A 21,793-nucleotide genomic window follows, 5' to 3' on the forward strand; every position below is an offset into this window, starting at 1 on the left:
GCTTTCGCGCCCGCGCCGACGACGGGAGGCATTGGCCGACAATCCACCTTGGGGGGCGATGGATCTCGGCCAGAAACGCGAGGCGCGGCCGGGCTCACGGGTCGGCGGTGGCTTTCCCGGCGCGTCACGGCCCTGTGCGGGGTCCGGCGTCGACGCGCCGGGCCCCGCGGCCGAGGCGGAGGTCAGGCGTCGCCGTTGAGCACGGCCGCCGTCAGGACGGCGCCGCCGAAGCCCCACCCGCCGTCGGCGACCTCCTCGACCAGCACGACGGTGTGGGGGCGGGCCCGCTCACCGTAGATCTCCGCATACAGGTCGGTGGTGCGCTCGACGATCTTCTTCTTGTCCTCGGCGCTGACGGTGCCCGCGGGAACCTTGAAGTTGGCGAAAGGCATGGGTGTCTCTCCTGGGAGCGAGGTCGGGAGGGTGCGCGAGCGAGTGCGCGTGCGCGTCGGTCGCGCTCACCACGATGCGCGACGCCGCCCGACGGAGCCAGGGGATGCGATCCCCTGCGTCGGCGGCCCGGGGCGGCCCGACGGCCCGACGGCCCGGCGGCCCGGCGGCCCGGTGTTCCGATGGACGCGGGAACAGCAGACGGGTTTTGCATCTGCTTGTCGGACCAGGTAGCTTGCATCGCATGGAACCAGGTGATTCGACCAAGCAGGCTCGGGCCGCCGCCCAGCTGCGCAAGGGCGTCCTGGAGTACTGCGTACTCGCCCTGATGCGGGACCGCCCCCGCTACGGTGTGGAGCTTCTCCATGCCCTGGAGGAGTCCGGGGCCCTGGCCACCAGCCAGGGCACGGTCTACCCGTTGCTCTCCCGGCTCCGCCGCGACGACCTGGTCACCACCACCTGGCAGGAATCCGCCTCCGGACCACCGCGCCGCTACTACGCGCTCACCGACAGCGGCCGGGCCGCGCTCGACGAGTTCACCCGCGTCTGGCCCGGGTTCCGCGACGCGGTCGACGCCTTCCTGACCGCCCCGCACCCACCCACCGGAGACCCCGCATGAAGATCTCGGCCGACCGCGTTCGCGACTACCTCTCCGCCGTCGAACGTGAGGGCTCCGCCCTCCCCGCCGACCGCCGTCAGGAACTCCTCGCCGACCTCGCCGAGCACATCGAGGTGACGCGGGCCGAACGCCCCGACGCCCCGATCGGCGAGATACTGACCGAGCTGGGAGACCCCCGCACGATCGCGGCGACGGCGCTGGCCGAGGCGGGGAGCGGGGTGGCCGGCGCCGCGACCCGGAGCGGCGACGACGCTCCCGCCGGCCGGGGCAAGGTCCACCCCTCGGTCCCGCTGCTGATGCTCACCCTGTCGCTGCCCTTCATGATGGTCTTCCCCGACCTGCCCGGGCCGGCGATCGGCGTGCTGTTCCGGATCGCCGGCGCGGTTCTCCTGTGCACGTCGGTGCACTGGACCACGGTGCAGAAGACCACCGGCGTCCTGGTCACCGCCGTCCTGCCGAGCGCCGTCATCACCGCCTGGAACCTGTCGGGAGCCCCGGCCGGCACCCCGTCTCTGGTGGCCAACCTGGTCACGCTCGCCGTGCTGACCGGCGCCTCCGTCCTGCTGTGGCGGGTCCGCCGCGCCTGAGCACCGGGTGACGGCGCGGACCACGGGGCGAGTGTCTCGGCGGGTGGTTCACCTGACGCGCCCCTCACCCCGGTCGGCTTCCTCTTCCTCCTCCTCGTCGGGAAGGTGGACGTCGTCGACGGCGATGTTCACCTCCACCACCTCCAGGCCGGTCATCCGCTCCACCGCGCCGATGACGTCGCCGCGCACATCACCGGCCACGTCGACGATGGAGGCGCCGTACTCGACGACGAGGTTCAGGTCGACGGCGGCCTGGCGCTCGCCCACCTCGACCTTCACCCCTCGCGTGACCGCGCCGCCTGCGCCCGCGCCGGGCACGCGGTCACGCATGGCGCCGAAGGCGCGGGACACCCCTCCGCCGAGACGGTGGACGCCCGGTACCTCGCGGGCTGCCAGGCCCGCGATCTTGGCCACCACGCCGTCCGCCATGGTGGTCTTTCCCCTGCTCTGTGCCGGTGCGCCCGAACCGGTGCGGCCCTTCAGCGTGCTCACGCCCGCCTCGGCCCGACCGGCCGGGCCGACGCTGGTGGTGGTCTCCGTCATGACGATCGCCTCGGCCTTCGTCCGATTGCTCTGCCCGCCCCGGGTACCCGCCCCGGGCGGACGGTGAACGGGAGCCGGACACGGCGGGGGAGCGTGGCTCTTCTCCGTCGAGCCCGACGGTCCCGTCCTTCCCGCACCGGGTACGCCGTCCCCCCCCGCTGGTCCCTCGGAGTTGCCATGCCCCCGGCCCTGGGCCCGGCCGTCGGGCCCGGGTCGAGCCCGCCCACCGATACGGTCAGCGGGCGAGAAGCCACGTCCGGCTGGTGGCGATGACCTTGAGCTCGGCGGCGGTGAGCAAGGGGGCGTCGCCGCTCTTCGCCGAGCTCGGGCTCGCCGCGTTGTAGGCGGAGACGGAGATCCACAGTCCGTTCGGGCGCAGCGCGTCGGCCCGGAGCCGAACGACTCCCGGCCGCGTGCCGGTCAGATGCCGGGTGCCGATCTTCGTGCCGTCGGGGAGCATCCCGTTCCACACTTCCTCTTCACCGGCGATGCGGAGGGCCTCGACGTACGTCTGCCTGCCGGTCCCGGGATCGACGACGACCACGTGGCCGTCGCCTCCGGTGCCGCCCTCCGAGCGGATGTGCAGGCGTCGGGGCAACAGGTCCTTGAGCAGGGGCAGGATGTCGCCCCGCTCGGATGAAGAGCCGGGCTCGACCGTCCCCAGGGGATTCGGCGCGCCGGCGCGGGTGAAGGCGCCGTCGATGAACGCCGCAAGGTTGCGCAGCTTGGCGGGGGTCATACGGGGGGCGCGGGTCACCGGCTCACCCGGGCCCGCCACGTTGTGGGTGGCGACGTCGATGAGGTACCCGTCGGACGAGAGCATCGTGACCTCCCACTTCCTGATCCCGCCCGACTTGCCCGCCTCGGTGTACCCCTTGACGGCCCGGTTGTCGGGCTGGGTCGTGCACTCCTCGAACGGTGAGTCCTCCTCGGGCGGGCAGGTGATGAACTGCTTCAGGTCCGCCGGCGCCGGGTCGACGCGGCGCACGGACAGGCTCACCCTCGCCGCGCCGAACCCGTCCCGGAAGTCGATGGAGGCCGTCGCGGGCCGGTTCGCCCCGGTGCTGCCCGTCCCCTTGACCTGGGGGTGCTCGACGACGACCCCGGAGATCGTCCCCAGGCCGTTGCGGAGGATGTTCCGCATGTCCTTGGCGCTGACCGCGAAGTGCCCGTAGACGCCTCCGGGCGAGGGCGGCGGCGGGGGCGAGGGCGGCGGCGGGGGCGAGGGCGAGGGCGAGGGCGAGGCCGGGTTCCCGCTCCGGCCGTCGCGGTCCTGTCCGCCGACCAGGTGGACTCCGGCGGTCGTCGCGAGCACGACGGCCAGGGCGCTGGCGGCCACGGCGGAGGCGCGGCGCCGGGCCAGTCGGCGGCGGCCGCGCACCAGGCTGCCTTCCGCCAGGGCGTCGCGGTCGGCGGTGAACGAACCCGCCGTGTCGTCGAGCAGCTTTCCGAGTTCGTCTTCGAAAGGCATGGGGAACCACCAGATCTTGAGTCGTCGCGGAGATGAGGAGGACAGCGCCTGGGACGGACGGCGGGACAGGCGTCGGGACAGACGCCGGGAAGGGCCGCCGGAAGCCGGACGGCGCGAGTCAGCCCGGGGCGATCAGCTCGGTGAGACTGCCCCCGAGCCGCTCGCGGAGTTTCGTCAACGCCCGCGTCGACCGGGTGCGCACCGCGGCGGAACTCACGTTCATCGCGTCGGCCGTCTCCTCCACGCTGCGGTCCTCCCAGTACCGCAGCACCACCACCACCCGGTCCTTGGGCGGCAGTTCACGCAGGGCCTCCAACAGGGCGAGCCGCAGCGCCGGATCGTCGCCGCTCCGGGGCATCGGCGCGTCCGGCAGCACGGCCAGGGGGCGCTCGGACGCGGAGTACCGTCGTTTGTGCGTCAGGAACGTACGCACGAGCACGGCCTGCGCGTACGCCGCAGGATTGTCGATCCGGGACGCGCGCCCCCACACCGTGTACATCCGGCTGAGCGTCTCCTGCACCAGATCCTCGGCGAGATGAGTGTCACCGCTGGTGAGCAGACAGGCGGCACGATGCAGATGCCCCGCCCGTCCGGTCGCGAACTCCCTGAACTCCTCTGTCCGGGACGATGTCCGGGACCTTCTCATTCCCACCCCTCGGCACCTCTCCGTCGGTCTACACCTCACAGACGCGCCGGGCCTCGCCAAATGTTTCAGACGGGTGCGACAAGGGGCCCCGCCCGCACCGCGGAGCAGACGCGGCCGACGCGCGAACGCCCTGGTGGAGCCGGAATCGGCTGCGCCGGGGCGCGGCGGAGAGGGCGGCCCGGCGAGCGCCCCGCGCCACCGCACCGCCGACCGGTCAGCGGGTGGAGGACGTCCGGTGCTCCTTGACGCGATGACCGGACGCAACTCGCGTCCGATATCGCCGAGTTGGAGTGCAACCTTTGAGGGGGTGCGCGCTCTGTGCCAGATCGCGGCCGTCGTGGACCATGCCCGCGGGCCACCCGCGATGTCTACGGGCGCGCGAACCCGCGGGCCGCGTCAGGCCGACGCGCCGCCGTCGACGACCAGGTCGGCGCCGACCACCGCGCCGGCCGCGGGGGAGGCGAGATGGAGCACCGCGGCCGCCACTTCCTCGGCTTGTGCGACCCGGCCGAGCGGGTTTCCCGTCTTCACGCGCTCGGCACGCTCGGCCTCGCTCTCGCCGGGCCGCAGCGACATGGGCGCGGCGGAGGTGCCGGGGCTGACGGCGTTGATGCGGATGCCCTGGTGGACGTGGTCGAGCGCGGCGGCGCGGGTCAGCGCGGAGACCGCCGCCTTCGAGGTGATGTACGGGGCCGTGTTCGGGATCCGCAGGTGCGCGCCCAGATGGGAGGAGATGTCGACGATGGCGCCGCCGCCGTGCTCCCTCGGTCGAAGCACCGATGAGCCGGCCGCACGCGCCCACTCGTCGCGGCGCCCGGCTTCCGGTATCCGGCGTCCGTGTCCGCCCGCGTGCCGCGTGGCGTCGGGTCGTTCAGTCGAGGCAGAACTCGTTGCCCTCGATGTCCTGCATCGCGATGCAGGACTCGTTCTCGTCGTCGGCGACGAGGACCTGCACGCATGTCGCGCCGAGCGCGATCAGTCGCTCGCACTCGGCCTTGAGCGTGGCGAGTCGCTCCTCACCCACGAGGCCGGTGCCGACCCGCACGTCGAGATGCACCCGGTTCTTGACGGTCCTGCCCTCGGGGACGCGCTGGAAGTACAGTCGCGGTCCCACGCCCGAGGGATCGCCGCACGCGAACCATGCCCCGCGCTTCTCGGGCGGCAGCGTGCCGTTGTAGTCGTCCCAGGTGTCGAATCCCTGGGGCGGCGGCGGTACGACGTACCCCAGCACCTCACACCAGAAGCGGGCCACGCGCTCGGGTTCCGCGCAGTCGAAGGTGACCTGGAACTGCTTGATCGTCGTCATCACGTCACCGTAACAGGGGCGCCACCCCGGGCAACTCCCGTTTTCCGTGCGGACGATGGCCCCGTGGTCAGGTACGAGGCCCTGGGAGAGATCCAGGGGTCACCGACCGCGTTCGGGCCTGGGTGAAGCCGTGCCCTCCGGTGGCCTTGAGTGCCTTGACGTAAGCGACGAGCGAGGCCCGGGTGGCGGTCGCCCGGTCCATTCGTTCAAGGTGTCCGAGGACTCCGGCGAACCGGGCTCGTGGATGGCGGACGCGCGCACGGGACGGATCCTGTGGCAGACGGCGGGCGGATCCGACAACGGCCGGGGCGTCGCCGCCGACGTCTACGTCTACGCCGGCAGTCCGGGCGCCGAGGCGTGGTCCGCCTCCGACACCACGCTGCGCTCCGCGACCGGCGCGTCCCTCATCGGCGGCGACATGCCCACACCGCCCCGCCCGGCCGTCCACACCCCCTGACCTCCGGTCGGGCCGCCCGGGGGACGTCCCTGTTCCGTAAGGGTTTCATGGTTCCGGTCCGGTCGATCACCCAGGTGAGATGGGGACATGAAACCGCACGTGTCTCCGCCGGCGTTCCGGGGCCGGTTGCACGATCCGCGCACCGCGACGTCGATCGGCCGCTGGCTCGGGGTGGCGTTCGCCCTGTGCTTCGTCACCGGGCTGATCAGTCATGTCATGCAGCATCCGCCCGCCTATGCGGCCGACCTCGTTCCGAGCCGCCCGGTCTGGGGGTACCGGCTCAGCCAGGGCCTGCACGTCGCCTCCGGCATCGCGGCCGTCCCGCTGCTGCTGGCCAAGCTGTGGACGGTGTATCCGCGTCTGTTCGTCCGGCCGGCGCTGAGGTCGGTCGGGCACGCCTGTGAGCGGCTGTCGGTGGCGGTGCTGGTCGCCGGCGCCGTCTTCGAGGTCTCGACCGGCCTGCTGAACACGGCCCAGTGGTACCCGTGGCCCTTCTCGTTCGTGCCCGTGCACTACGCGGTGGCCTGGCTCGTCGCCGGGGCGCTGGTGCTGCACGTGGCCGTCAAGGCGCCGGAGATCAGGGCGCACTGGACCCGCCGTTCGCCCGGGACGCTCGCCCTGCCCGCGCAGGACGGACCGGACCGGCGCTCGCTGCTGGCCTCGGTGGGCGCGGCGGTCGGAGCCGTCACGCTCACCACCGTGGGCCAGTCGTTCACCCCGCTCAAGGACTTCCTGCTGTTCGCGCCCCGCGATCCGGACAAGGGCCCCCAGTCGCTGCCCGTGAACCGCACCGCCGCGGCGGCCGGCGTCGGCAGGATCCCCGACGAGGCCTACCGGCTGGTGGTCTCCGGCCCGCGGCCCTACACCCTCACCCTGGACGAGCTGCGCGCCCTGCCGCAGCACGAGGTGGAACTGCCGATCGCGTGCGTCGAGGGATGGAGCAAGTCGGCGCGCTGGAGCGGCGTGCGCGTCGTCGATCTGCTGGAGCGTGCGCAGGCGCCGGACCATGCGCGGGTGCGGGTGGTGTCCTTGCAACTGCGCGGCGGCTACCGGGTGTCGGAGATGGGACGCGAGCACGCCCGCGACCCGCTGACCCTGATCGCCCTGCGGCTGAACGGCGAGGAACTCGACGCCGACCACGGATATCCGGCGCGGCTCATCGCCCCGAACCGGCCGGGCGTGTTGCAGACCAAGTGGGTCGGCCGGCTGGAGGTGACGGCGTGAAGGCGGCGCGGGTGCTGGTGGGCACGGCCGGTGTGGCGCTCATGGGCGTCGGCGGCTACCTGTTGGCGGACGTGCGTGACCCGATCGGCGTGCTGGTCTGGCTGGGCGGGGCCGTCCTCCTGCACGACCTGGTCGTCGCTCCCGCGGTGCTGCTGGCCGGGCTGGTGCTGGTGCGCCGGCGGGCGAGGGGACCGGTGCGCGGGGCTCTGCTCGTCGCGGGAGCGCTGACGGCGGTGGCGCTGCCGGTGCTGCTGCGACCGGGCAGGACGGCCAACCCGTCGGTGCTGCCGCTCGACTACCCGCGCAACTGGCTGATCGCCCTGGCGGCCGTGGCCGCGGGGACGGCGTTGTGGGCGGCCGGGCGGCAGGTCGTGCACGGGCGGCGGCGACCCGACCGATCCGACCGACCCGACCGATCCGACCGACCCGACCGACCCGGCCGGTGACGCGCCGGTCCGGCCGCCCGACGCACCGTCACGCGCCCGTCGCAGGCGACGCGGACAGGCGACGTCTTACAGGTGTCTTACGCGTGCCCCCGTGGCCGGGGCGGCAGCGCCGCCGCGCCCCTAGCGTGAGCGGATGAGTTCTCTGCGCACCGCGCGCGTCATGGCGCTGGTCACCGCCCCGCCGCTGCTGCTGGCCGCCGCGGGCCTGGTGCACCCCCGTCATCTGACGCCGGCGACGGCGGGCGACTGGGCGGGGCTGCACATCGCCCTGCTGCCCGTCTTCCCCCTCCTCGTCCTCGGTCTGGTGGTCCCGTTGTGGGGAAGGCCGCGCCGGGACGCGGACGGGGTGCTGACCGTGCTCGTGTGGGCCGGCTGCCTCTGCTTCGCCGCGTACTACTCCGGTCTGGACGCGGTGGCGGGCATCTCCGCCGGGACGGTGGTGGAGCACGGTGTGCACGGGGCGGCCGGGCGACTGTTCGCCACCGGCGACGCACTGGGCCTGACGGGGGTGTACGGGCTGGCCGTCGCCTCCCTCGCGTGCAGCGCGGCGCTCTGGCGGCGGCACGGCGTCCGGGTCCTGCCGGGCGCGGTCGTCCTGCTCGCCGCGTGCTGGTCGTTCACCGACAGTCATATCTTCTGGCCGAAGGGCGTGTTCACCATGGTGGGCTTCGCCGTGGCGTTCGCGTCGCTGACGGTGGCCGCGGGCCGGCCGGTCGAACGGGTGCGGGAACCGGAAAGGCTTACGAACCCCTGACGTCGGCGAGCGGAAGGGCCCACGACCGGGTCCGGGGCCCTACGGTCGGTGACATGTTGATCCTGGTCACCGGAGGTGCGGGCTTCATCGGCTCGCACGTCGTCACCGCTCTCCTCGGCGCCGGGCACGAGGTGCGCGTCCTCGACGCCCTGCTGCCCGCCGCACATCGCACCGCGCCCGACGTCCCCGCCGGGACGGACTGGCGACACGCCGACGTCCGCGACAGGGAGGCGGTCGCCGACGCCCTGCGAGGGGCGGACGCCGTCTGCCATCAGGCCGCGATGGTCGGACTCGGCAAGGACTTCGCCGACGCCCCGGACTACGTGGGCTGCAACGACCTCGGCACCGCCGTCCTCCTGGCCGCGATGGCCGAGGCGGGCGCGCGTCGGCTGGTGCTGGCGAGTTCGATGGTGGTCTACGGCGAGGGACGCTACGCGTGCTCCCGGCACGGCGTCGTGCGGCCCGGACCGCGCAGGGTCGACGACCTCGAGGCGGGCGGCTTCGAGCCCCCCTGTCCGCACTGCGGCGAGCCGCTGTCGCCCGGTCTGGTGGGAGAGGACGCCCCGGCCGATCCCCGCAACGTGTACGCGGCCACCAAACTGGCCCAGGAACACCTGGCCGCCGCCTGGGCGCGGGCGACCGGAGGGCGGGTCGCCGCCCTGCGCTACCACAACGTGTACGGCCCGGGCATGCCCAGGGACACCCCCTACGCGGGCGTCGCCTCCCTGTTCCGGTCCGCGCTCTCGCGCGGCGAGGCCCCGCGCGTCTTCGAGGACGGCGGCCAGCGCCGCGACTTCGTGCACGTGCGCGACGTCGCGGGCGCCAACCTCGCGGCCCTGGACGGCCTGGACACAGCCGCGGACGGCGGCCTGCGGGCGTACAACGTCGGCAGCGGGGAGCCGCACACGGTGGGGGAGATGGCCGGTGCGCTGGCCCGGGCGTACGGCGGGCCCGAGCCGGTCGTCACGGGGGAGTACCGGCTCGGCGACGTCCGCCACATCACCGCTTCCTCCGAGCGGCTGCGCGAGGAGTCGGGCTGGAAGCCCCTGGTTCCCTTCGCGCAGGGGATGACGGAGTTCGCGTCGGCGCCGCTGCGGGCCGGGTGACGGCGTCCGCCGCCCGGGCCACGCGACGGCGTCCGTCCTGCGCCACGACCGGCGGCAGATGCACCTCGAACCGGCAGCCGCCCGGCACGTTGCACACCGCGGCGCGCCCCTGGTGGGCCTCCACGATGCCCCGCACGATGGCCAGCCCCAGGCCCGCGCCGGCCGGCGGGGTGCGGGCGTCGGTGCCGCGCCAGCCGGTGTCGAACACGCGGGGCAGGTCCTCCGGGGCGATCCCGCCGCAGCCGTCGGTCACCGACAGCACGACGCGGTCGGCCTCGCGGTGCGCCGAGACGGCGACCGTGCCGTCCGCGGGCGTGCGGCGGATCGCGTTGACGAGCAGGTTGGCCAGGACGCGGGACATCTCCCGGCCGTCGACCTCCACCGGAACGGCGTCGACCCCGTGGCCGACGAGACGCACCCCGTGTTCCCTGGCCAGGGCGTCGACTCCGGCGATGGCGTCGCCGACGAGGTCGTAGACGGACATCCGGGTCGGCGAGAGGGCGAGCACCCCGGCCTGGATGCGGGACAGCTCGAACAGGTCGCCGACCATGGAGCTCATCCGGCCGACCTCCGCGCGGATGCGGGTGAGGTAGGTCCGGGGGTCCTCGACCATGCCGTCCTCGAGGGCCTCGGTCATCGCCTGGAGACCGGCCAGCGGGGTGCGCAGGTCGTGCGAGATCCACGCCACCAGCTCACGCCGGGAGGCCTCCAGGGTGCGCTCCCGCTCCCGGGAGGCGGCGAGCTTGTCGCTGGTCGCGGCCAACTGGCGGCTGAGTTGCGCGAGTTCGGCGGTCGGCGCGGCGGCCGGCGGAGTGAAGCTGCCGTCCTCGCCCAGCGCGCGCGTGGCCTCGGCCAGCTCGCGGCTGCCCCGGACGACGCTGCGGCCCAGGAGCAGCGCCACGACCAGCGAGACGACCGCGGCCATCGAGCACACCATCGTGACGACCCACAGGTCGTGCTCGGAGAGGAACATCGCGCGCGACACCAGCAGGGTCCCGGCGAGCATCGCGGCCACGGTGACGGCTGCGACCACGGCCAGGGAGAGGGAGACCGACCGGTTGCGCAGGGCGCGCAGGGCGGCCGCCCCCGCCAGTCCGGCGGCCGCCGCGCCGATCGCCGCGTAGAGCGCGATGAGGAGCGTGTCACCGGCCATCGCCGACCTCGCCTTCCGGGCCGCCGGGGGCGTCGAAGCGGTAGCCGACGCCCCACACGGTGCTGATCAGGCGGGGGCGGGCCGGGTCGTCCTCGACCTTCTCGCGCAGCCGCCGCACGTGCACGGTGACCGTCGACAGGTCGCCGAACTCCCAGCCCCAGACCCGCTGCATCAGCTGCTCCCGGCTCGTCGCCCGGCCGGGGTGCCGGATGAAGAACTCAAGGAGGTCGAACTCCCGGATGGTGAGGGCCAGTTCGGCGCCGTCGCGGGTGGCGCGCCGGGCGGTGGGGTCCAGGGCGAGCGGTCCTGCGCGCAGCCACGTCCGCGCCGTTCCGGCCGGGGCGGCGGCCGGCGCGCCGGATCTGCGCAGCACCGACTCCACCCGCAGGACCAGTTCCCGTGGGCTGAAGGGCTTGGTGACGTAGTCGTCCGCGCCGACCTCCAGGCCGAGGATGCGGTCCTCCTCGTCGCCGCGCGCGGTCAGCATGATCACCGGAAGCGGTGCGGTCGCCCGGATGCGGCGGCAGACCTCCAGCCCGTCCATGCCGGGGAGCATCAGGTCCAGCACGACCAGGTCGGGGGTGCGGTGGGCGGCCTGCGCCACGGCGGTGGGGCCGTCGGCGGCCACATCCACGGCGAAGCCCGCCCGGTCGAGGTATCCGGCGACGACCTCGGAGACGGTGGGGTCGTCATCGACGACGAGTACGCGTTTCACACCCCCGAGTCTCACACCGGGAGACCGTCGCGGACGGACGCGGCGGGCGACGTCAGGGTTCCGTAAGAACGCGAATTCCTTTATGTCGTATTTGCGTCCGTACAGTGAGTGAGGTGATCAACACATCCCCCCCTTCCGTGGACGTCGTGCTGCCCTGCCTCGACGAGGCCGAGGCCCTGCCCTGGGTGCTGGAGCGGATCCCGCCCGGCTGGCGCGCGATCGTCGTCGACAACGGGTCCACCGACGGTTCCCCCGACATCGCCCGCGACCTGGGCGCCCAGGTGGTCCACGAAGCGCGGCGCGGCTTCGGCGCCGCCTGCCACGCGGGCCTCGCCGCGGCCACGGCCGACGTGGTGTGCTTCTGCGACTGCGACGCCTCCCTCGACCCCGGACTGCTGCCGGCCGTCGCCGGCCCCGTCCTCGACGACGCCGCGGACCTGGTCCTCGGCCGGCGCCGCCCCACCGCCCGCGGCGCCTGGCCCGTGCACGCTCGGCTGGCCAACCTCGAACTGGCCCGCCTCGTGCGCCGCCGCACCGGGCTGGCGCTGCGCGACCTGGGGCCCATGCGCGCCGCCCGCCGTGAGGCCCTGCTGGCCCTGAGCCTGACCGACCGGCGCTCCGGCTACCCGCTGCAGATGGTGGTCCGCGCCGCCGACGCCGGCTGGCGGGTGACCGAGACCGACGTGCCCTACCGTCCCCGCACGGGCCGTTCCAAGGTCACCGGCACCTGGCGCGGAGCATGGCAGGCCGTGCGCGACATGCGCGCCGTCCTCGCCGAGCCGCCGGCCGAGGCCGCGCCGGCCGGCGGTGCGAGCCTTCCGGGAGGCGTCCGATGAGCCCGCGCCCCGCCGCCGCGAACCCGCTCACCCTGCTCGTCGTCGCGAAGCAGCCGCTGCCGGGCCGCGTCAAGACCCGCCTGACCCCGCCCTACACGCCGCACGAGGCCGCCGCCCTGGCCGAGGCCGCCCTGACCGACACACTGCACGCCGTGCTCCGCACACCGGCCCGGCGTCGGGTGCTGGTCCTCGACGGAAGCCCCGGCGACTGGCTGCCGCCCGGTGTCGAGATCGCGCCCCAGGCGGCAGGCGGCCTCGACGAGCGCATCGCCGCCGCGTTCGAGCTCTGCGACGGCCCGGCGGTGCTGGTCGGCATGGACACTCCGCAGCTCACCCCCGACCTCCTGGCCGGGGTCGGCCACGACGGGCACGACGCCTGGTTCGGCCCCGCCGTCGACGGCGGCTTCTGGGCCCTGGGCCTCGCCGAACCGGCCCGCGCCGGGGCGCTCGTGCGGGGTGTGGAGATGTCCACCGAACGCACCGGAGCCGTCCAGCGCCGTCGACTCGTCGAAGCGGGCCTGAGCGTCGCGCAGCTGCCGACGCTGCGCGATGTGGACACGGCGGCCGACGCCGCCTCGGTGGCCGCGGACTGCCCGCCCGGCTCCCGCTTCGTCGCCGTCATGGCCTCCTTCGCGCAGGCCGTCCGGTGAGCGAGGTCGCGCAGGACGCGCGCACCGCCGTCACCGCACGGACCGACACCGTCGAGCGGACACCGCCCGGGAAGGACCACCTCCGCAGGACGCTCACCCTCCCGCTCCCGGCGAGTCCGCGAGGCGCCGGCCACCGCACGCCCGCCGAGCCGGGGGAGCCCTGGACCGACGACCCCTACGCCCGCGCGGTGCGGCGCGGCCGGGGCCCGCTGTACCTGCGCCGTCTGACGACGTCCCTCACCGGCGCGCCCGACCTGCTGCCCCTGGACGTGGAGCGGTACTGCGCCGCGCCCGGCGCCGCCGACAGCGGGGTCCTGCACCGCTGTGCCGGGCCCGTCCTGGACGTGGGGTGCGGCCCGGGCCGGCTGGTCGCCGCGCTGTCCGCCCGGGGCATGACCGCGCTCGGCGTGGACGTCAGCCCCGCCGCCGTCGCGCTCACCCGGCGACGGGGCGCGAGCGCCCTGCGGCGGTCCGTCTTCGACCGGCTCCCCCGGGAGGGACGCTGGGGCACGGTCTTGTTGATGGACGGCAACGTCGGCATCGGCGGCGACCCGGCCGCGCTGCTTTCCCGCCTGCGCCGGCTGCTGCGTCCCGGCGGGCGGCTGCTGGTCGAGGCGGCCGCGCACGACGTGGACGAACGTCTCACGGTCCGCGTCGAGGACGCCGACGGCCGCCACGGACGTCCCTTCGCCTGGGCCCGGGTCGGCGCCACCGCGCTGCTGCACGCCGCCGACGCGACCGGCTGGATCCTCACCGGCCGCTGGACGAGCGAGGGCCGCGTCTTCCTGGAACTGCACCGCCCGGGCGCGGGCCCCGACGAGGTCCCCGCCCCGCGCGGGGGAGGACCGGGCCGCCCGTGACCACCGTCGGCCCGCGCCCACGGGATCCCGCTTTCCCGACCCCGCCCACGGGATCCGCCGCCCCCGCTCCGCCACGGGCCGCCCGGGTCCGTGTCGCGGCGACCGCGGCTCTCGTCGCCGGCGTCGCCGTCACCGTCGCGGGGACCCTGCGCCAGGGCGACCACGAAAGCGTCCCCGGCCGTCTGCTCGCCGGATACGCCCTCGCCTGGACGCTGTTCGCCGCCGCCGTGTGGAGCGTGCGCAGGGTTCCGGTCCGCGCCGCGACCGTCCTCGTCCTGGCCGGCGCGGCGGCGGTCGCCCTGGCCGGGCTCACCGCCCAGCCCCGCACCAGCAACGACATGTACCGCTACGCCTGGGACGGCAGGGTCCAGGCCGCCGGGATCTCTCCCTACGCCCACCCGCCCGCCGCACCGGAACTCGCGCCCCTGCGCGACCCCTGGCTGTTCCCCGCCCGGGCCTCCTGTGAGGGATGGGGCCTCACCCGCACGGCCCAGGGACTGTGCGTGCGCATCAACCGGCCCACCGTCCCCACGATCTACCCGCCGGTGGCCGAGGGCTGGTTCCTCGCGGTGCACGCCGTCTCTCCCGCGGACGGCCGCCACAAGCCGCTCCAGGCCGGCGGAGCGGTCCTGGCCTTCGGCACGACCGTCGCCCTGCTGGCGGTCCTGCGCCGCCGCGGCGACCCGCGGCGGGCCCCCGGCCGGGCCGCGCTGTGGGCGTGGTGCCCGGCCGTCTCCCTGGAAGCGGTGAACAACGCCCACATCGACACCCTGGGCGTGCTGTTCGTGGTGCTCGCCCTCGGCACCGCGAGCGCCGGGACCCGCCGGGGCGCTCTGCTGGGCGCCGCGATCGCCGTCAAGCTCCTGCCGGTCCTGGTCCTGCCCGGAGCCCTGTCGGGACAGCGCGGTCCGACCCGCGTCCTGCGGATGGTCGCGGCCGCCGTCGCCGCGGTGACGCTGGCCTATCTGCCGTACGTCGTGAGCTCCGGCGCGGGCGTCCTGGGCTACCTCCCCGGCTATCTCCACGAGGAGGGCTACGCACCGGGACACGTGCGCCGCTTCGCCCTGCTGAGGCTTGCGCTGCCCGACGCGGCCGCGGGCGTGGCCGCGGCGCTGCTGCTCGCGTCGGCCGCGCTGTACGTGTGGCTGAGGGGCGACCCGGCCCGCCCCTGGCGCGGCGCCCTGCTGGTCACCGGCGCCGCCCTGCTCCTCCTCTCACCGAGCTACCCCTGGTACTCCCTGCTGGTGGTCGCCCTCGTGGCCCTGGACGGCCGCTGGGAATGGCTCACCGTCACCCTCGCCGGCACCGCCCTCTACCTCGGGGGCCGCCTGGTGCCCGGTTTCCCCCTCCAGGCGTGGGCGTACGGCATCGCGGCCGCGGTGATGGCCGTCGGGGCGTGGCTGCGCGCGGGCGGCGCCGACCTCCTGGCCCGGCGCCGCTCCGAGCGGGTGTGACGCCCGCGGGCCCGGTACCGGGCGCCACCGCCGCCGGGGGAGGGCGCGCCGCGTCCGCCGGTGACCGGTGAAGCGCGCGCCCCGCCCGCGTCCCGCCCGCTCTCAGGGGCCGGGGATCAGACGGCCGTGAACGTCCACTGGAGGTTGGAGCTGGTGTCGTACGTCCACTGCTTGGCGACGGAGCCCGAGGCCACGTTGCCGCCGCCGTCGAGGACCAGGCCGGTGGCGCGGTTGGCGAGCGTGTGGCTGCCGCCGCCCCGGTGGGTGATCGTCCACTGCTGGTTGGCGTTGCCGTTCCAGGGAGCCTGTCTGACGGCCGAGCCGCTGACGTCGCCCCAGCCGTCGGCGACCATGCCGTTGGTGCGGTTGACCAGCCGGTAGTAGCCGCCCGCGACGGGCTCCACGTGCCATTGCAGGTTGGCGCTGCCGTCCCAGGTCCACTGTTTGAGGTTGGACCCCGAGGCGACGTTGCCGCCGCTGTCCAGGGCGAGTCCGTCGGTGACGTTGGTGATCCGGAAGTACGTCGCCGGATCGAACTGGACCCTCAGGGAGGTGACCTGGTCGTTGTTGCCGGTGACCCTGAGGTCGGGGTTGTCGGCGGTGAAGGTCCAGGAGGCGCCGGTGTAGCCGTCGCCTGAGTAGCCGACCACCCGGTAGCCGGGGGCCGGCCGGAGCGAGGAGAGCGTGCGCGCGGCGAGGCCGGCGGCGGCCAGGTCGGCCGCGGTGTAGTCGCCGACGCTGAGCACGGCGGCGCTGCCGGTGTAGTCGACGTCCGAGAAGAGGGCGGCGCCGGCGAGCGGGCGCAGCGCCGGGATCGCGCCGGAGAAGGTGAGCTTCAGGACGTAGGCGTTGGCGCTGTAGGGCGCCGAGGACGGCAGAGCGATCGTGAGGCCGGAGGCGCTCTGGACCGGTGCCGGCAGGTCGGTGTAGGTGCCGGCCGTGGTGCCGAGCAGCTTGACCGAGGCGAGCGACGAGAGGTTGATCCGGTCCGAGCCGAGGGTCTTGACGGTCAGCGAGCCGCCCGGCCAGCCGAGCACGGTGGCGTACAGGACGTCGCCGGCCTTGTTGCGGGTGAAGCGGATGTCCTGGGCGGTTCCGGCGTGCGGGGTGGTGAAGGAGCCGCCGCCCATCTTCGTCGGGCCCTCGCCGTACGCCGTCCACGCGCGGGTCGCGTACAGGGACTCGCCGAAGCGCTTGAGGTGGTCGCCGATGCCGAGCAGGATGTCCTTCTGCGCCTGGGGGATGGTGCCGTCGGCCATGGGCGCGATGTTCAGCAGCATGTTGCCGTTCTTGCTGACCCGGTCGATGAACGAGTGCAGCATCTGCTGGGTGGTGTAGTAGCCGATGCCCTGGGTGTAGCACCAGCTGGAGCTGGAGATGCTGTCGTCGGTCAGCCAGTACGGGCTGGTGAGGTCGGCCGGGCCGCCGCGTTCGTAGTCGAAGACCTCGCCCTTGCCGTTCATGCCGTCCTTGTAGGTCGCGACGACCTCACGGCCCCAGCTGTCGGCCTGGTTGTAGTAGTACGCCAGGAAGTTCAGGAGCTGGCTCTCGTCGACGGCCTTCAGGTTGAAGTCCTGCCACAGGATGTCGGGCCGGGCCCGGTCGATGACCTCCTTGAGCTTGTCGAACCAGAGCTGGTTCTGCGCGGTGGAGCCGAGCTGCCCGTAGAGCTTCTTGAGGCTGGGGTCGGTCTGGGCGGGGGCGAACTCGTAGAAGCCGGTGAAGTTGTACGCGTGGTGCATGGCCACCAGCAGCTTCAGGCCCTTGGCGCGGATCGCCGTGGAGAAGAGCTCCAGCAGGTCCAGGCCCGGGCCCTTGTCGACCGAGTTCCACTCGTTGACCTGGCTGTCCCACATGGAGAAGCCGTCGTGGTGCTCGGCGACCGGGCCGGCGAACCGGGCGCCCGCGTCGACGAACAGCTGCACCCATTCCTCGGGGTCGAACTTCCCGCCGGCCGACTTCAGCTTCGGCGCGAACTTCACGAAGGCCCCCGACCGGTCCTGGGCGCCGTTGATGAAGTTGTGGTACGGCCATGCCGTCGGCTGGCCGTAGGTCGCTATGTGGTGCTGGTTGACGCTGTCGCCCGCCAGGTACATGGACCGCGGGTACCACTCGTTGCCGAAGGCGGGGACGCTGAAGACGCCCCAGTGGAAGTAGATCCCGAACTTCGCGTCCTGGAACCACTCCGGGGCCGGCGGGTGCCGGTCGACCGAGTCCCAGTCCGGGGTGTACGCGGTCGGCGCCGCCTGCGCGCCGCCGGCGCCGAACAGGCCTCCGGCGACGGCGGCCGACGCGACGCAGGTGGCGCCGGCCAGGAAGTGGCGTCTGTTGATCGAACTCGACATGGGGGCATCCCTGGTGCAGAGGGGGCAGGGGAGTGAGCGGGGGCGCGGGGCGGCGTGGCTGCTGGGCACGGAGCGCCGTTTGTTACGCACGAAGGTCCGCCATGTCTCCGGGCCATGTCAACCGGTGCGCAGGGATGAAAGCCCCCCGAACGGAGGTGGTTTCGCCCTTTTCGTTGCGCTTTGGTGACCATTGAGCGTGCTCAGACATGGCATGTCTGACAGGAATCCTCCGCTCCGGCTGAGTCGGTCGACGGGGCAGATTGATGGGATGGATCTATGTCGGACCGATCCACCCTTAAACATCGCGGCCCCCATGGGCTGGTCTTTCATGGGAATCCTGACGAAGGTCTGGACAGCGCCTCGGGAGCGCCCCTATAAACATCCCATCTCTAGTCCACGGCGATCGCACATGCCGTCGAGGCGAAACATCTCCCGCTACGGGACCGGCGCGAGGAAGCACCGATGAGAGTCAGAAGCACCCTGTGTTCAGCCCTCTCCGCTCTGTCCGCACTGGCGCTGCTCAGCGCGTGCGGCAGCGGTTCCGCCGGCTCGGCGTCGTCGAGCGACGAGCCGCTGGTCGGCGTCGACTACCCCCGCTCCGACACCGACTTCTGGAACTCCTACATCAAGTACACGCCGCAGTACGGCAAGGAGCTGGGTCTCGACCTGAAGACCACCAACTCCCAGAACGACGTCGCCAAGCTCACGGCCAACGCGCAGACGCTGATCAGTCAGGGCGTCAAGGGCTTCGCCATGGCGCCGCAGGACACCGCCGCCATCGCGCCCACCCTCGCGCAGCTGGAGGCGAAGAAGATCCCCGTCGTCACCGTCGACACCCGCCCCGACTCCGGGAACGTCTTCATGGTCGTGCGCGCCGACAACCGCGCCTACGGCGAGAAGGCGTGCCAGTACCTCGGCACCAAGCTCGGCGGCAAGGGCAAGGTCGTCATGCTGGAGGGCGGCCTGGACTCCATCAACGGCCGTGACCGCACCCAGGCGTTCAACGACTGCATGAAGAAGGACTACCCGGGGATCAAGGTGTTCGGCGAGGCCACCAACTGGGACGGCGCCGTCGCCGCCCAGAAGTTGCAGACGGACCTGACCGCCCACCCGGACATCAAGGGCGTCTACATGGAGGCCAGTTTCGCCCTGTCCGGCACGCTCCAGGTCCTCAAGCAGAAGGGTCTGCTCGTCGACCCCAAGGACGCCAAGCACGTCTTCGTCGTGTCCAACGACGGCATCCCCGAGGAGCTCAAGTCCATCGCCGCGGGCAAGATCGACGCCACGGTCTCGCAGCCCGCCGACCTCTACGCCAAGTACGCCCTGTACTACCTCAAGGCCGCGATCGACGGGAAGACGTTCAAGCCCGGCAAGACGGACCACGGCAGCACCATCATCCAGGTCCGCGACGGCGTTCTCGAGGACCAGCTCGCCGCCCCGCTCGTCACCGCCGACGGCGGCACCTACGGCGGTGTGCCCAGCGTCAAGAGCGACGACAAGTCGCTGTGGGGCAACAACCTCGGCTGATCCCCGCGGCTTCTCCCGGGACATGGCAACGGCTCACGAGAACAAGGCGGTTGAGATGAGCGAAGGGGAGCGAGCAGCAACCCCGGCGCCCGCCCCGGCGGGCGGCGCACGGACGCCCGCGGACCCGCCCGTCGTCGAGGCGACGGGCATCGTCAAGCGATTCGGTCCGACGGTGGCCCTGAACGGCGCGCGGATCACCATCAGGCCCGGCGAGACCCACGCCCTCGTCGGCCGCAACGGAGCCGGCAAGTCGACGCTGGTGTCGGTCCTCACCGGCCTGACGGCCCCCGACGAGGGAACGGTCACGTTCGGCGGCGAGCCGGCCCCCCGGCCCAGCGACCGCGACGCCTGGCGGCGACGCGTGGCCTGCGTCTACCAGAAGTCGACGATCATCTCCACCCTGACCGTCGCCGAGAACCTCTTCCTGAACCGGCACGACCGCGGCGCCGGCCGCCTCATCAGCTGGCACGCGACCCGTCGCCGCGCACAGGACCTGCTGGCGACCTGGTCGGTGGACGTCGACCCGCAGGCCCCGGCGGCCGATCTGAGCGTCGAGCAGCGGCAGTTCGTCGAGATCGCCCGCGCACTGTCCTTCGGCGCGCGGTTCATCATCCTCGACGAGCCGACCGCCCAGCTCGACGGGGCGGCCATCAACCGCCTCTTCGGCCGCATCCGCGACCTGCAACGCCAGGGCGTGACCTTCCTGTTCATCAGCCACCACCTCCAGGAGGTCTACGAGATCTGCGACATGGTGACGGTGTTCCGCGACGCCCGGCACATCGTCACCGCTCCCGTCGCGGACCTCGCCCGCGCCGACCTCGTCGCCACCATGACCGGCGAGGCGGCCGCGGACCGGCGCGAGGAACGGGCCGCCACCCTCGACCCGGCCGTCACGGCCGCGCTGAACGTCGAGACGCTGCGCGGCGAGGGGTACGACGACGTCAGCTTCCAGGTCCGCGCCGGCGAGATCGTCGGCCTCGCGGGCGCCGCCGGCAGCGGGCGCACCGAGGTCGCCGAGACCGTGGTGGGGCTGCGCACCGCGGCCGCGGGCGCCGTGCAGATCGCCGGGAACCGCCCCCGTCCGGGCAGTGTGCCCGCGGCCCTCGCCGCCGGCGCCGGGTTCGTTCCGCAGGACCGCCACCACCAGGGCTTCGTCCCCGGCATGTCGATCGCGGACAACGCCACCCTCTCCGTGCCCGGACGGCTCGGCCCCCACGGCTTCCTGAGCCGCGGCCGCCGCGACCGGCTCGCCCAGGTCATGATCGAGAACCTCGCGATCAAGACGCCCGGCCCCGAGCTGCCCGTCTCCGCCCTGTCCGGAGGCAACCAGCAGAAGGTCGTCATGGCCCGCGCCCTGGCCGACGACCCCCGGCTGCTGGTCCTGATCAACCCGACCGCGGGCGTCGACGTGCGCTCCAAGGAGTTCCTCCTCGACAAGGTCGAGGAGACCGCGCGGACCGGCGCCGGAGTGCTCGTCGCCTCCGACGAGCTCGACGACCTGCGCATGTGCGACCGGGTCCTGGTGATGTTCCAGGGCCGTGTGACCGACGAGATGCCCCGCGGCTGGCACGACCACGACCTCGTGGCCGCGATGGAAGGAGTGGACCTCGATGCCTGAAACCGTCCTCGCGGACACCGCCGCGGCCAAGGCCCCGCAGCCCGGGGCGAAGCGGACCGCGCTGCTCGGCGGCCGGATACCGCTGGCCCGGCTGCGCGACCTCGCGCTCGTCCCGGCCATCGTGGTCATCGCGATCGTCGGCCAGATCGTCAACCCGGTCTTCCTGCAGACCGACAACCTCATCAACGTCCTCCAGACCATGTCCGAGATGGCCCTGCTGGTCCTCGCCCAGACGATGATCCTCATCGTCAAGAAGATGGACCTGTCGCTGGAGTCCACCATGGGCCTCGCGCCCGGCGTCGCGGCCTGGCTCGTGGTGCCCGTCGGCGCCGGCCACGGACTCGGACTGCTCCCCGGCGGGTGGGCCGTCCTCGTCACCCTCGCCGTGGGCGCGCTCGTCGGCGTGATCAACTCCCTGCTGATCATCCGCTTCGGCCTCAACGGGTTCATCGTCACCCTCGGCATGCTGATCGTGCTGCGCGGCGTCCTCACCGGCATCTCCGGCGGCCAGACCTTCTTCCAGCTGCCGGAGTCGATGCTCTACCTCGGCACCGCCCAGTGGTTCGGGATGCCCGCCTCCATCTGGATCTGCCTGGCGCTCTTCGCCGTCGCGATCGTGGTGCTCGGCTGGACCAGCTTCGGGCGCTCGCTGTACGCCATCGGCGGCAACGTCGACGCCGCGAAGGCCGCCGGCATCCGCACCGACCGGGTGCTGTGGATCGTCATCGTCACCGGCAGCGTGCTCGCCGCCCTCGCCGGACTGCTGCTCTCCGGGCGGCTGGCCTCCGTCGCCTCGGCCCAGGGCAACGGCTACATCTTCACCGTCTTCGCCGCCGCCGTCATCGGCGGAATCAGCCTCAACGGCGGCAAGGGCACGATGTTCGGGGCGTTCAGCGGCATCCTCCTGCTGTTCATGATCCAGAACGTGCTCACGCTCGGCGGCGTCCCCGCCCAGTGGATCGGGGCCCTCAACGGCCTGATCATCCTGGTCGCGCTGACCATCTCGCGCATCACGGGCGGCAAGGTCCAGGACTGAACCGGGCGGCCGCCCCGGCCGCCCGGACGCCCCGACTCGCCCCCTCTCGT

22 protein-coding genes and 1 pseudogene are annotated in these 21,793 nt (G+C 73.2%); 14 read left to right on the forward strand and 9 right to left on the reverse strand.

What is annotated here, in order from left to right; translation table 11 throughout:
- Positions 1–182 precede the first annotated feature (182 nt).
- Positions 183–392: a tautomerase family protein gene (locus tag KMS84_RS02120; protein WP_256914260.1), complete on the reverse strand. Its 210-nt coding sequence runs from the start codon at positions 390–392 to the stop codon at positions 183–185.
- Positions 393–634: 242 nt separating this feature from the next.
- On the opposite strand from KMS84_RS02120, the gene KMS84_RS02125 reads away from it, so the two are divergent.
- Positions 635–1,009: a PadR family transcriptional regulator gene (locus tag KMS84_RS02125; protein ID WP_256914261.1), complete on the forward strand. Its 375-nt coding sequence runs from the start codon at positions 635–637 to the stop codon at positions 1,007–1,009.
- Positions 1,006–1,596: an HAAS signaling domain-containing protein gene (locus KMS84_RS02130; protein WP_256914262.1), complete on the forward strand. Its 591-nt coding sequence runs from the start codon at positions 1,006–1,008 to the stop codon at positions 1,594–1,596. The genes KMS84_RS02125 and KMS84_RS02130 overlap by 4 nt, the downstream gene beginning before the upstream one ends.
- A 48-nt stretch (positions 1,597–1,644) precedes the next feature.
- Here the strand turns inward: KMS84_RS02130 and KMS84_RS02135 are convergent, their stop codons facing one another.
- From KMS84_RS02135 to KMS84_RS02155, 5 genes and pseudogenes are all read right to left on the reverse strand, one after another.
- The gene (locus tag KMS84_RS02135) at positions 1,645–2,139 is read right to left on the reverse strand and encodes an Asp23/Gls24 family envelope stress response protein (RefSeq protein WP_256914263.1); all 495 of its coding nucleotides are present in this window, start codon (positions 2,137–2,139) and stop codon (positions 1,645–1,647) included.
- 235 nt (positions 2,140–2,374) lie between these two features.
- Positions 2,375–3,610 carry a hypothetical protein gene (locus KMS84_RS02140; RefSeq protein WP_256914264.1) on the reverse strand — a complete coding sequence of 412 codons (1,236 nt, stop codon included), beginning with the start codon at positions 3,608–3,610 and terminating at the stop codon, positions 2,375–2,377.
- 118 nt (positions 3,611–3,728) lie between these two features.
- Positions 3,729–4,256 (reverse strand): SigE family RNA polymerase sigma factor, encoded by a 528-nt coding sequence (locus tag KMS84_RS02145; RefSeq protein ID WP_256914265.1) that lies wholly within the window; start codon positions 4,254–4,256, stop codon positions 3,729–3,731.
- A gap of 396 nt (positions 4,257–4,652) precedes the next feature.
- Positions 4,653–5,021: pseudogene (locus KMS84_RS02150) on the reverse strand (SDR family NAD(P)-dependent oxidoreductase); the annotation flags it as partial.
- A gap of 106 nt (positions 5,022–5,127) precedes the next feature.
- Positions 5,128–5,562, reverse strand: a complete 435-nt coding sequence (locus KMS84_RS02155) for a VOC family protein (RefSeq protein WP_256914266.1) — start codon at positions 5,560–5,562, stop codon at positions 5,128–5,130.
- Between the two features lie 211 nt (positions 5,563–5,773).
- On the opposite strand from KMS84_RS02155, the gene KMS84_RS02160 reads away from it, so the two are divergent.
- From KMS84_RS02160 to KMS84_RS02180, 5 genes are all read left to right on the forward strand, one after another.
- Positions 5,774–6,019, forward strand: a complete 246-nt coding sequence (locus KMS84_RS02160) for a rhamnogalacturonan lyase family protein (RefSeq protein ID WP_438818889.1) — start codon at positions 5,774–5,776, stop codon at positions 6,017–6,019.
- Between the two features lie 87 nt (positions 6,020–6,106).
- The gene (locus tag KMS84_RS02165; protein WP_256914267.1) at positions 6,107–7,243 is read left to right on the forward strand and encodes a molybdopterin-dependent oxidoreductase; all 1,137 of its coding nucleotides are present in this window, start codon (positions 6,107–6,109) and stop codon (positions 7,241–7,243) included.
- Positions 7,240–7,689 (forward strand): hypothetical protein, encoded by a 450-nt coding sequence (locus KMS84_RS02170; RefSeq protein ID WP_256914268.1) that lies wholly within the window; start codon positions 7,240–7,242, stop codon positions 7,687–7,689. The genes KMS84_RS02165 and KMS84_RS02170 overlap by 4 nt, the downstream gene beginning before the upstream one ends.
- Positions 7,690–7,822: 133 nt before the next feature.
- On the forward strand, positions 7,823–8,443 hold the full coding sequence (locus KMS84_RS02175) for a hypothetical protein (protein WP_256914269.1): 621 nt from the start codon (positions 7,823–7,825) through the stop codon (positions 8,441–8,443).
- 53 nt (positions 8,444–8,496) lie between these two features.
- Positions 8,497–9,549 carry an NAD-dependent epimerase/dehydratase family protein gene (locus KMS84_RS02180; RefSeq protein ID WP_256914270.1) on the forward strand — a complete coding sequence of 351 codons (1,053 nt, stop codon included), beginning with the start codon at positions 8,497–8,499 and terminating at the stop codon, positions 9,547–9,549.
- Here KMS84_RS02180 and KMS84_RS02185 read toward each other — a convergent pair.
- The gene (locus KMS84_RS02185; RefSeq protein ID WP_256914271.1) at positions 9,443–10,702 is read right to left on the reverse strand and encodes a sensor histidine kinase; all 1,260 of its coding nucleotides are present in this window, start codon (positions 10,700–10,702) and stop codon (positions 9,443–9,445) included. The genes KMS84_RS02180 and KMS84_RS02185 overlap by 107 nt on opposite strands.
- Positions 10,692–11,417: a response regulator transcription factor gene (locus KMS84_RS02190; RefSeq protein WP_256914272.1), complete on the reverse strand. Its 726-nt coding sequence runs from the start codon at positions 11,415–11,417 to the stop codon at positions 10,692–10,694. The genes KMS84_RS02185 and KMS84_RS02190 overlap by 11 nt, the downstream gene beginning before the upstream one ends.
- Before the next feature lie 113 nt (positions 11,418–11,530).
- Here KMS84_RS02190 and KMS84_RS02195 point away from each other — a divergent pair, with 113 nt between their 5' ends.
- Genes KMS84_RS02195 through KMS84_RS02210 form a run of 4 tightly spaced genes read left to right on the forward strand, consistent with a single transcriptional unit; the run spans position 11,531 to position 15,217 of the window.
- Entirely contained in the window at positions 11,531–12,253 is a 723-nt protein-coding gene (locus KMS84_RS02195) for a glycosyltransferase family 2 protein (protein WP_256914273.1), read from the forward strand.
- The gene (locus KMS84_RS02200; protein ID WP_256914274.1) at positions 12,250–12,903 is read left to right on the forward strand and encodes a TIGR04282 family arsenosugar biosynthesis glycosyltransferase; all 654 of its coding nucleotides are present in this window, start codon (positions 12,250–12,252) and stop codon (positions 12,901–12,903) included. Before KMS84_RS02195 ends, KMS84_RS02200 begins: the two co-directional genes overlap by 4 nt.
- Complete coding sequence (locus KMS84_RS02205; RefSeq protein WP_256914275.1) at positions 12,900–13,763, forward strand: class I SAM-dependent methyltransferase; 864 nt, start codon at positions 12,900–12,902, stop codon at positions 13,761–13,763. Before KMS84_RS02200 ends, KMS84_RS02205 begins: the two co-directional genes overlap by 4 nt.
- Positions 13,760–15,217: a glycosyltransferase 87 family protein gene (locus tag KMS84_RS02210; protein WP_256914276.1), complete on the forward strand. Its 1,458-nt coding sequence runs from the start codon at positions 13,760–13,762 to the stop codon at positions 15,215–15,217. The genes KMS84_RS02205 and KMS84_RS02210 overlap by 4 nt, the downstream gene beginning before the upstream one ends.
- A 116-nt stretch (positions 15,218–15,333) precedes the next feature.
- Here the strand turns inward: KMS84_RS02210 and KMS84_RS02215 are convergent, their stop codons facing one another.
- Positions 15,334–17,562 carry an alpha-L-fucosidase gene (locus KMS84_RS02215; protein ID WP_256914277.1) on the reverse strand — a complete coding sequence of 743 codons (2,229 nt, stop codon included), beginning with the start codon at positions 17,560–17,562 and terminating at the stop codon, positions 15,334–15,336.
- Between the two features lie 462 nt (positions 17,563–18,024).
- Between KMS84_RS02215 and KMS84_RS02220 the strand changes: the two genes are divergently transcribed.
- Genes KMS84_RS02220 through KMS84_RS02230 form a run of 3 tightly spaced genes read left to right on the forward strand, consistent with a single transcriptional unit; the run spans position 18,025 to position 21,743 of the window.
- On the forward strand, positions 18,025–19,089 hold the full coding sequence (locus KMS84_RS02220; RefSeq protein ID WP_256914278.1) for a sugar ABC transporter substrate-binding protein: 1,065 nt from the start codon (positions 18,025–18,027) through the stop codon (positions 19,087–19,089).
- 55 nt (positions 19,090–19,144) lie between these two features.
- On the forward strand, positions 19,145–20,707 hold the full coding sequence (locus KMS84_RS02225) for a sugar ABC transporter ATP-binding protein (protein ID WP_256914279.1): 1,563 nt from the start codon (positions 19,145–19,147) through the stop codon (positions 20,705–20,707).
- Complete coding sequence (locus tag KMS84_RS02230; RefSeq protein WP_256914280.1) at positions 20,700–21,743, forward strand: ABC transporter permease; 1,044 nt, start codon at positions 20,700–20,702, stop codon at positions 21,741–21,743. The genes KMS84_RS02225 and KMS84_RS02230 overlap by 8 nt, the downstream gene beginning before the upstream one ends.
- Positions 21,744–21,793: the final 50 nt, after the last annotated feature.

Origin of the sequence: Streptomyces hilarionis (assembly GCF_024539675.1) — a bacterium.
Taxonomy (GTDB): domain Bacteria; phylum Actinomycetota; class Actinomycetes; order Streptomycetales; family Streptomycetaceae; genus Streptomyces; species Streptomyces hilarionis.

Coding starts and splice junctions, on each gene's coding strand:
- KMS84_RS02120 (WP_256914260.1), bottom strand. CDS start 392: ATGCCTTTCGCCAACTTCAAGGTTCCCGCGGGCACCGTCAGCGCCGAG.
- KMS84_RS02125 (WP_256914261.1), top strand. CDS start 635: ATGGAACCAGGTGATTCGACCAAGCAGGCTCGGGCCGCCGCCCAGCTG.
- KMS84_RS02130 (WP_256914262.1), top strand. CDS start 1,006: ATGAAGATCTCGGCCGACCGCGTTCGCGACTACCTCTCCGCCGTCGAA.
- KMS84_RS02135 (WP_256914263.1), bottom strand. CDS start 2,139: ATGACGGAGACCACCACCAGCGTCGGCCCGGCCGGTCGGGCCGAGGCG.
- KMS84_RS02140 (WP_256914264.1), bottom strand. CDS start 3,610: ATGCCTTTCGAAGACGAACTCGGAAAGCTGCTCGACGACACGGCGGGT.
- KMS84_RS02145 (WP_256914265.1), bottom strand. CDS start 4,256: ATGAGAAGGTCCCGGACATCGTCCCGGACAGAGGAGTTCAGGGAGTTC.
- KMS84_RS02155 (WP_256914266.1), bottom strand. CDS start 5,562: ATGACGACGATCAAGCAGTTCCAGGTCACCTTCGACTGCGCGGAACCC.
- KMS84_RS02165 (WP_256914267.1), top strand. CDS start 6,107: ATGAAACCGCACGTGTCTCCGCCGGCGTTCCGGGGCCGGTTGCACGAT.
- KMS84_RS02175 (WP_256914269.1), top strand. CDS start 7,823: ATGAGTTCTCTGCGCACCGCGCGCGTCATGGCGCTGGTCACCGCCCCG.
- KMS84_RS02180 (WP_256914270.1), top strand. CDS start 8,497: ATGTTGATCCTGGTCACCGGAGGTGCGGGCTTCATCGGCTCGCACGTC.
- KMS84_RS02185 (WP_256914271.1), bottom strand. CDS start 10,702: ATGGCCGGTGACACGCTCCTCATCGCGCTCTACGCGGCGATCGGCGCG.
- KMS84_RS02200 (WP_256914274.1), top strand. CDS start 12,250: ATGAGCCCGCGCCCCGCCGCCGCGAACCCGCTCACCCTGCTCGTCGTC.
- KMS84_RS02215 (WP_256914277.1), bottom strand. CDS start 17,562: ATGTCGAGTTCGATCAACAGACGCCACTTCCTGGCCGGCGCCACCTGC.
- KMS84_RS02220 (WP_256914278.1), top strand. CDS start 18,025: ATGAGAGTCAGAAGCACCCTGTGTTCAGCCCTCTCCGCTCTGTCCGCA.
- KMS84_RS02225 (WP_256914279.1), top strand. CDS start 19,145: ATGAGCGAAGGGGAGCGAGCAGCAACCCCGGCGCCCGCCCCGGCGGGC.
- KMS84_RS02230 (WP_256914280.1), top strand. CDS start 20,700: ATGCCTGAAACCGTCCTCGCGGACACCGCCGCGGCCAAGGCCCCGCAG.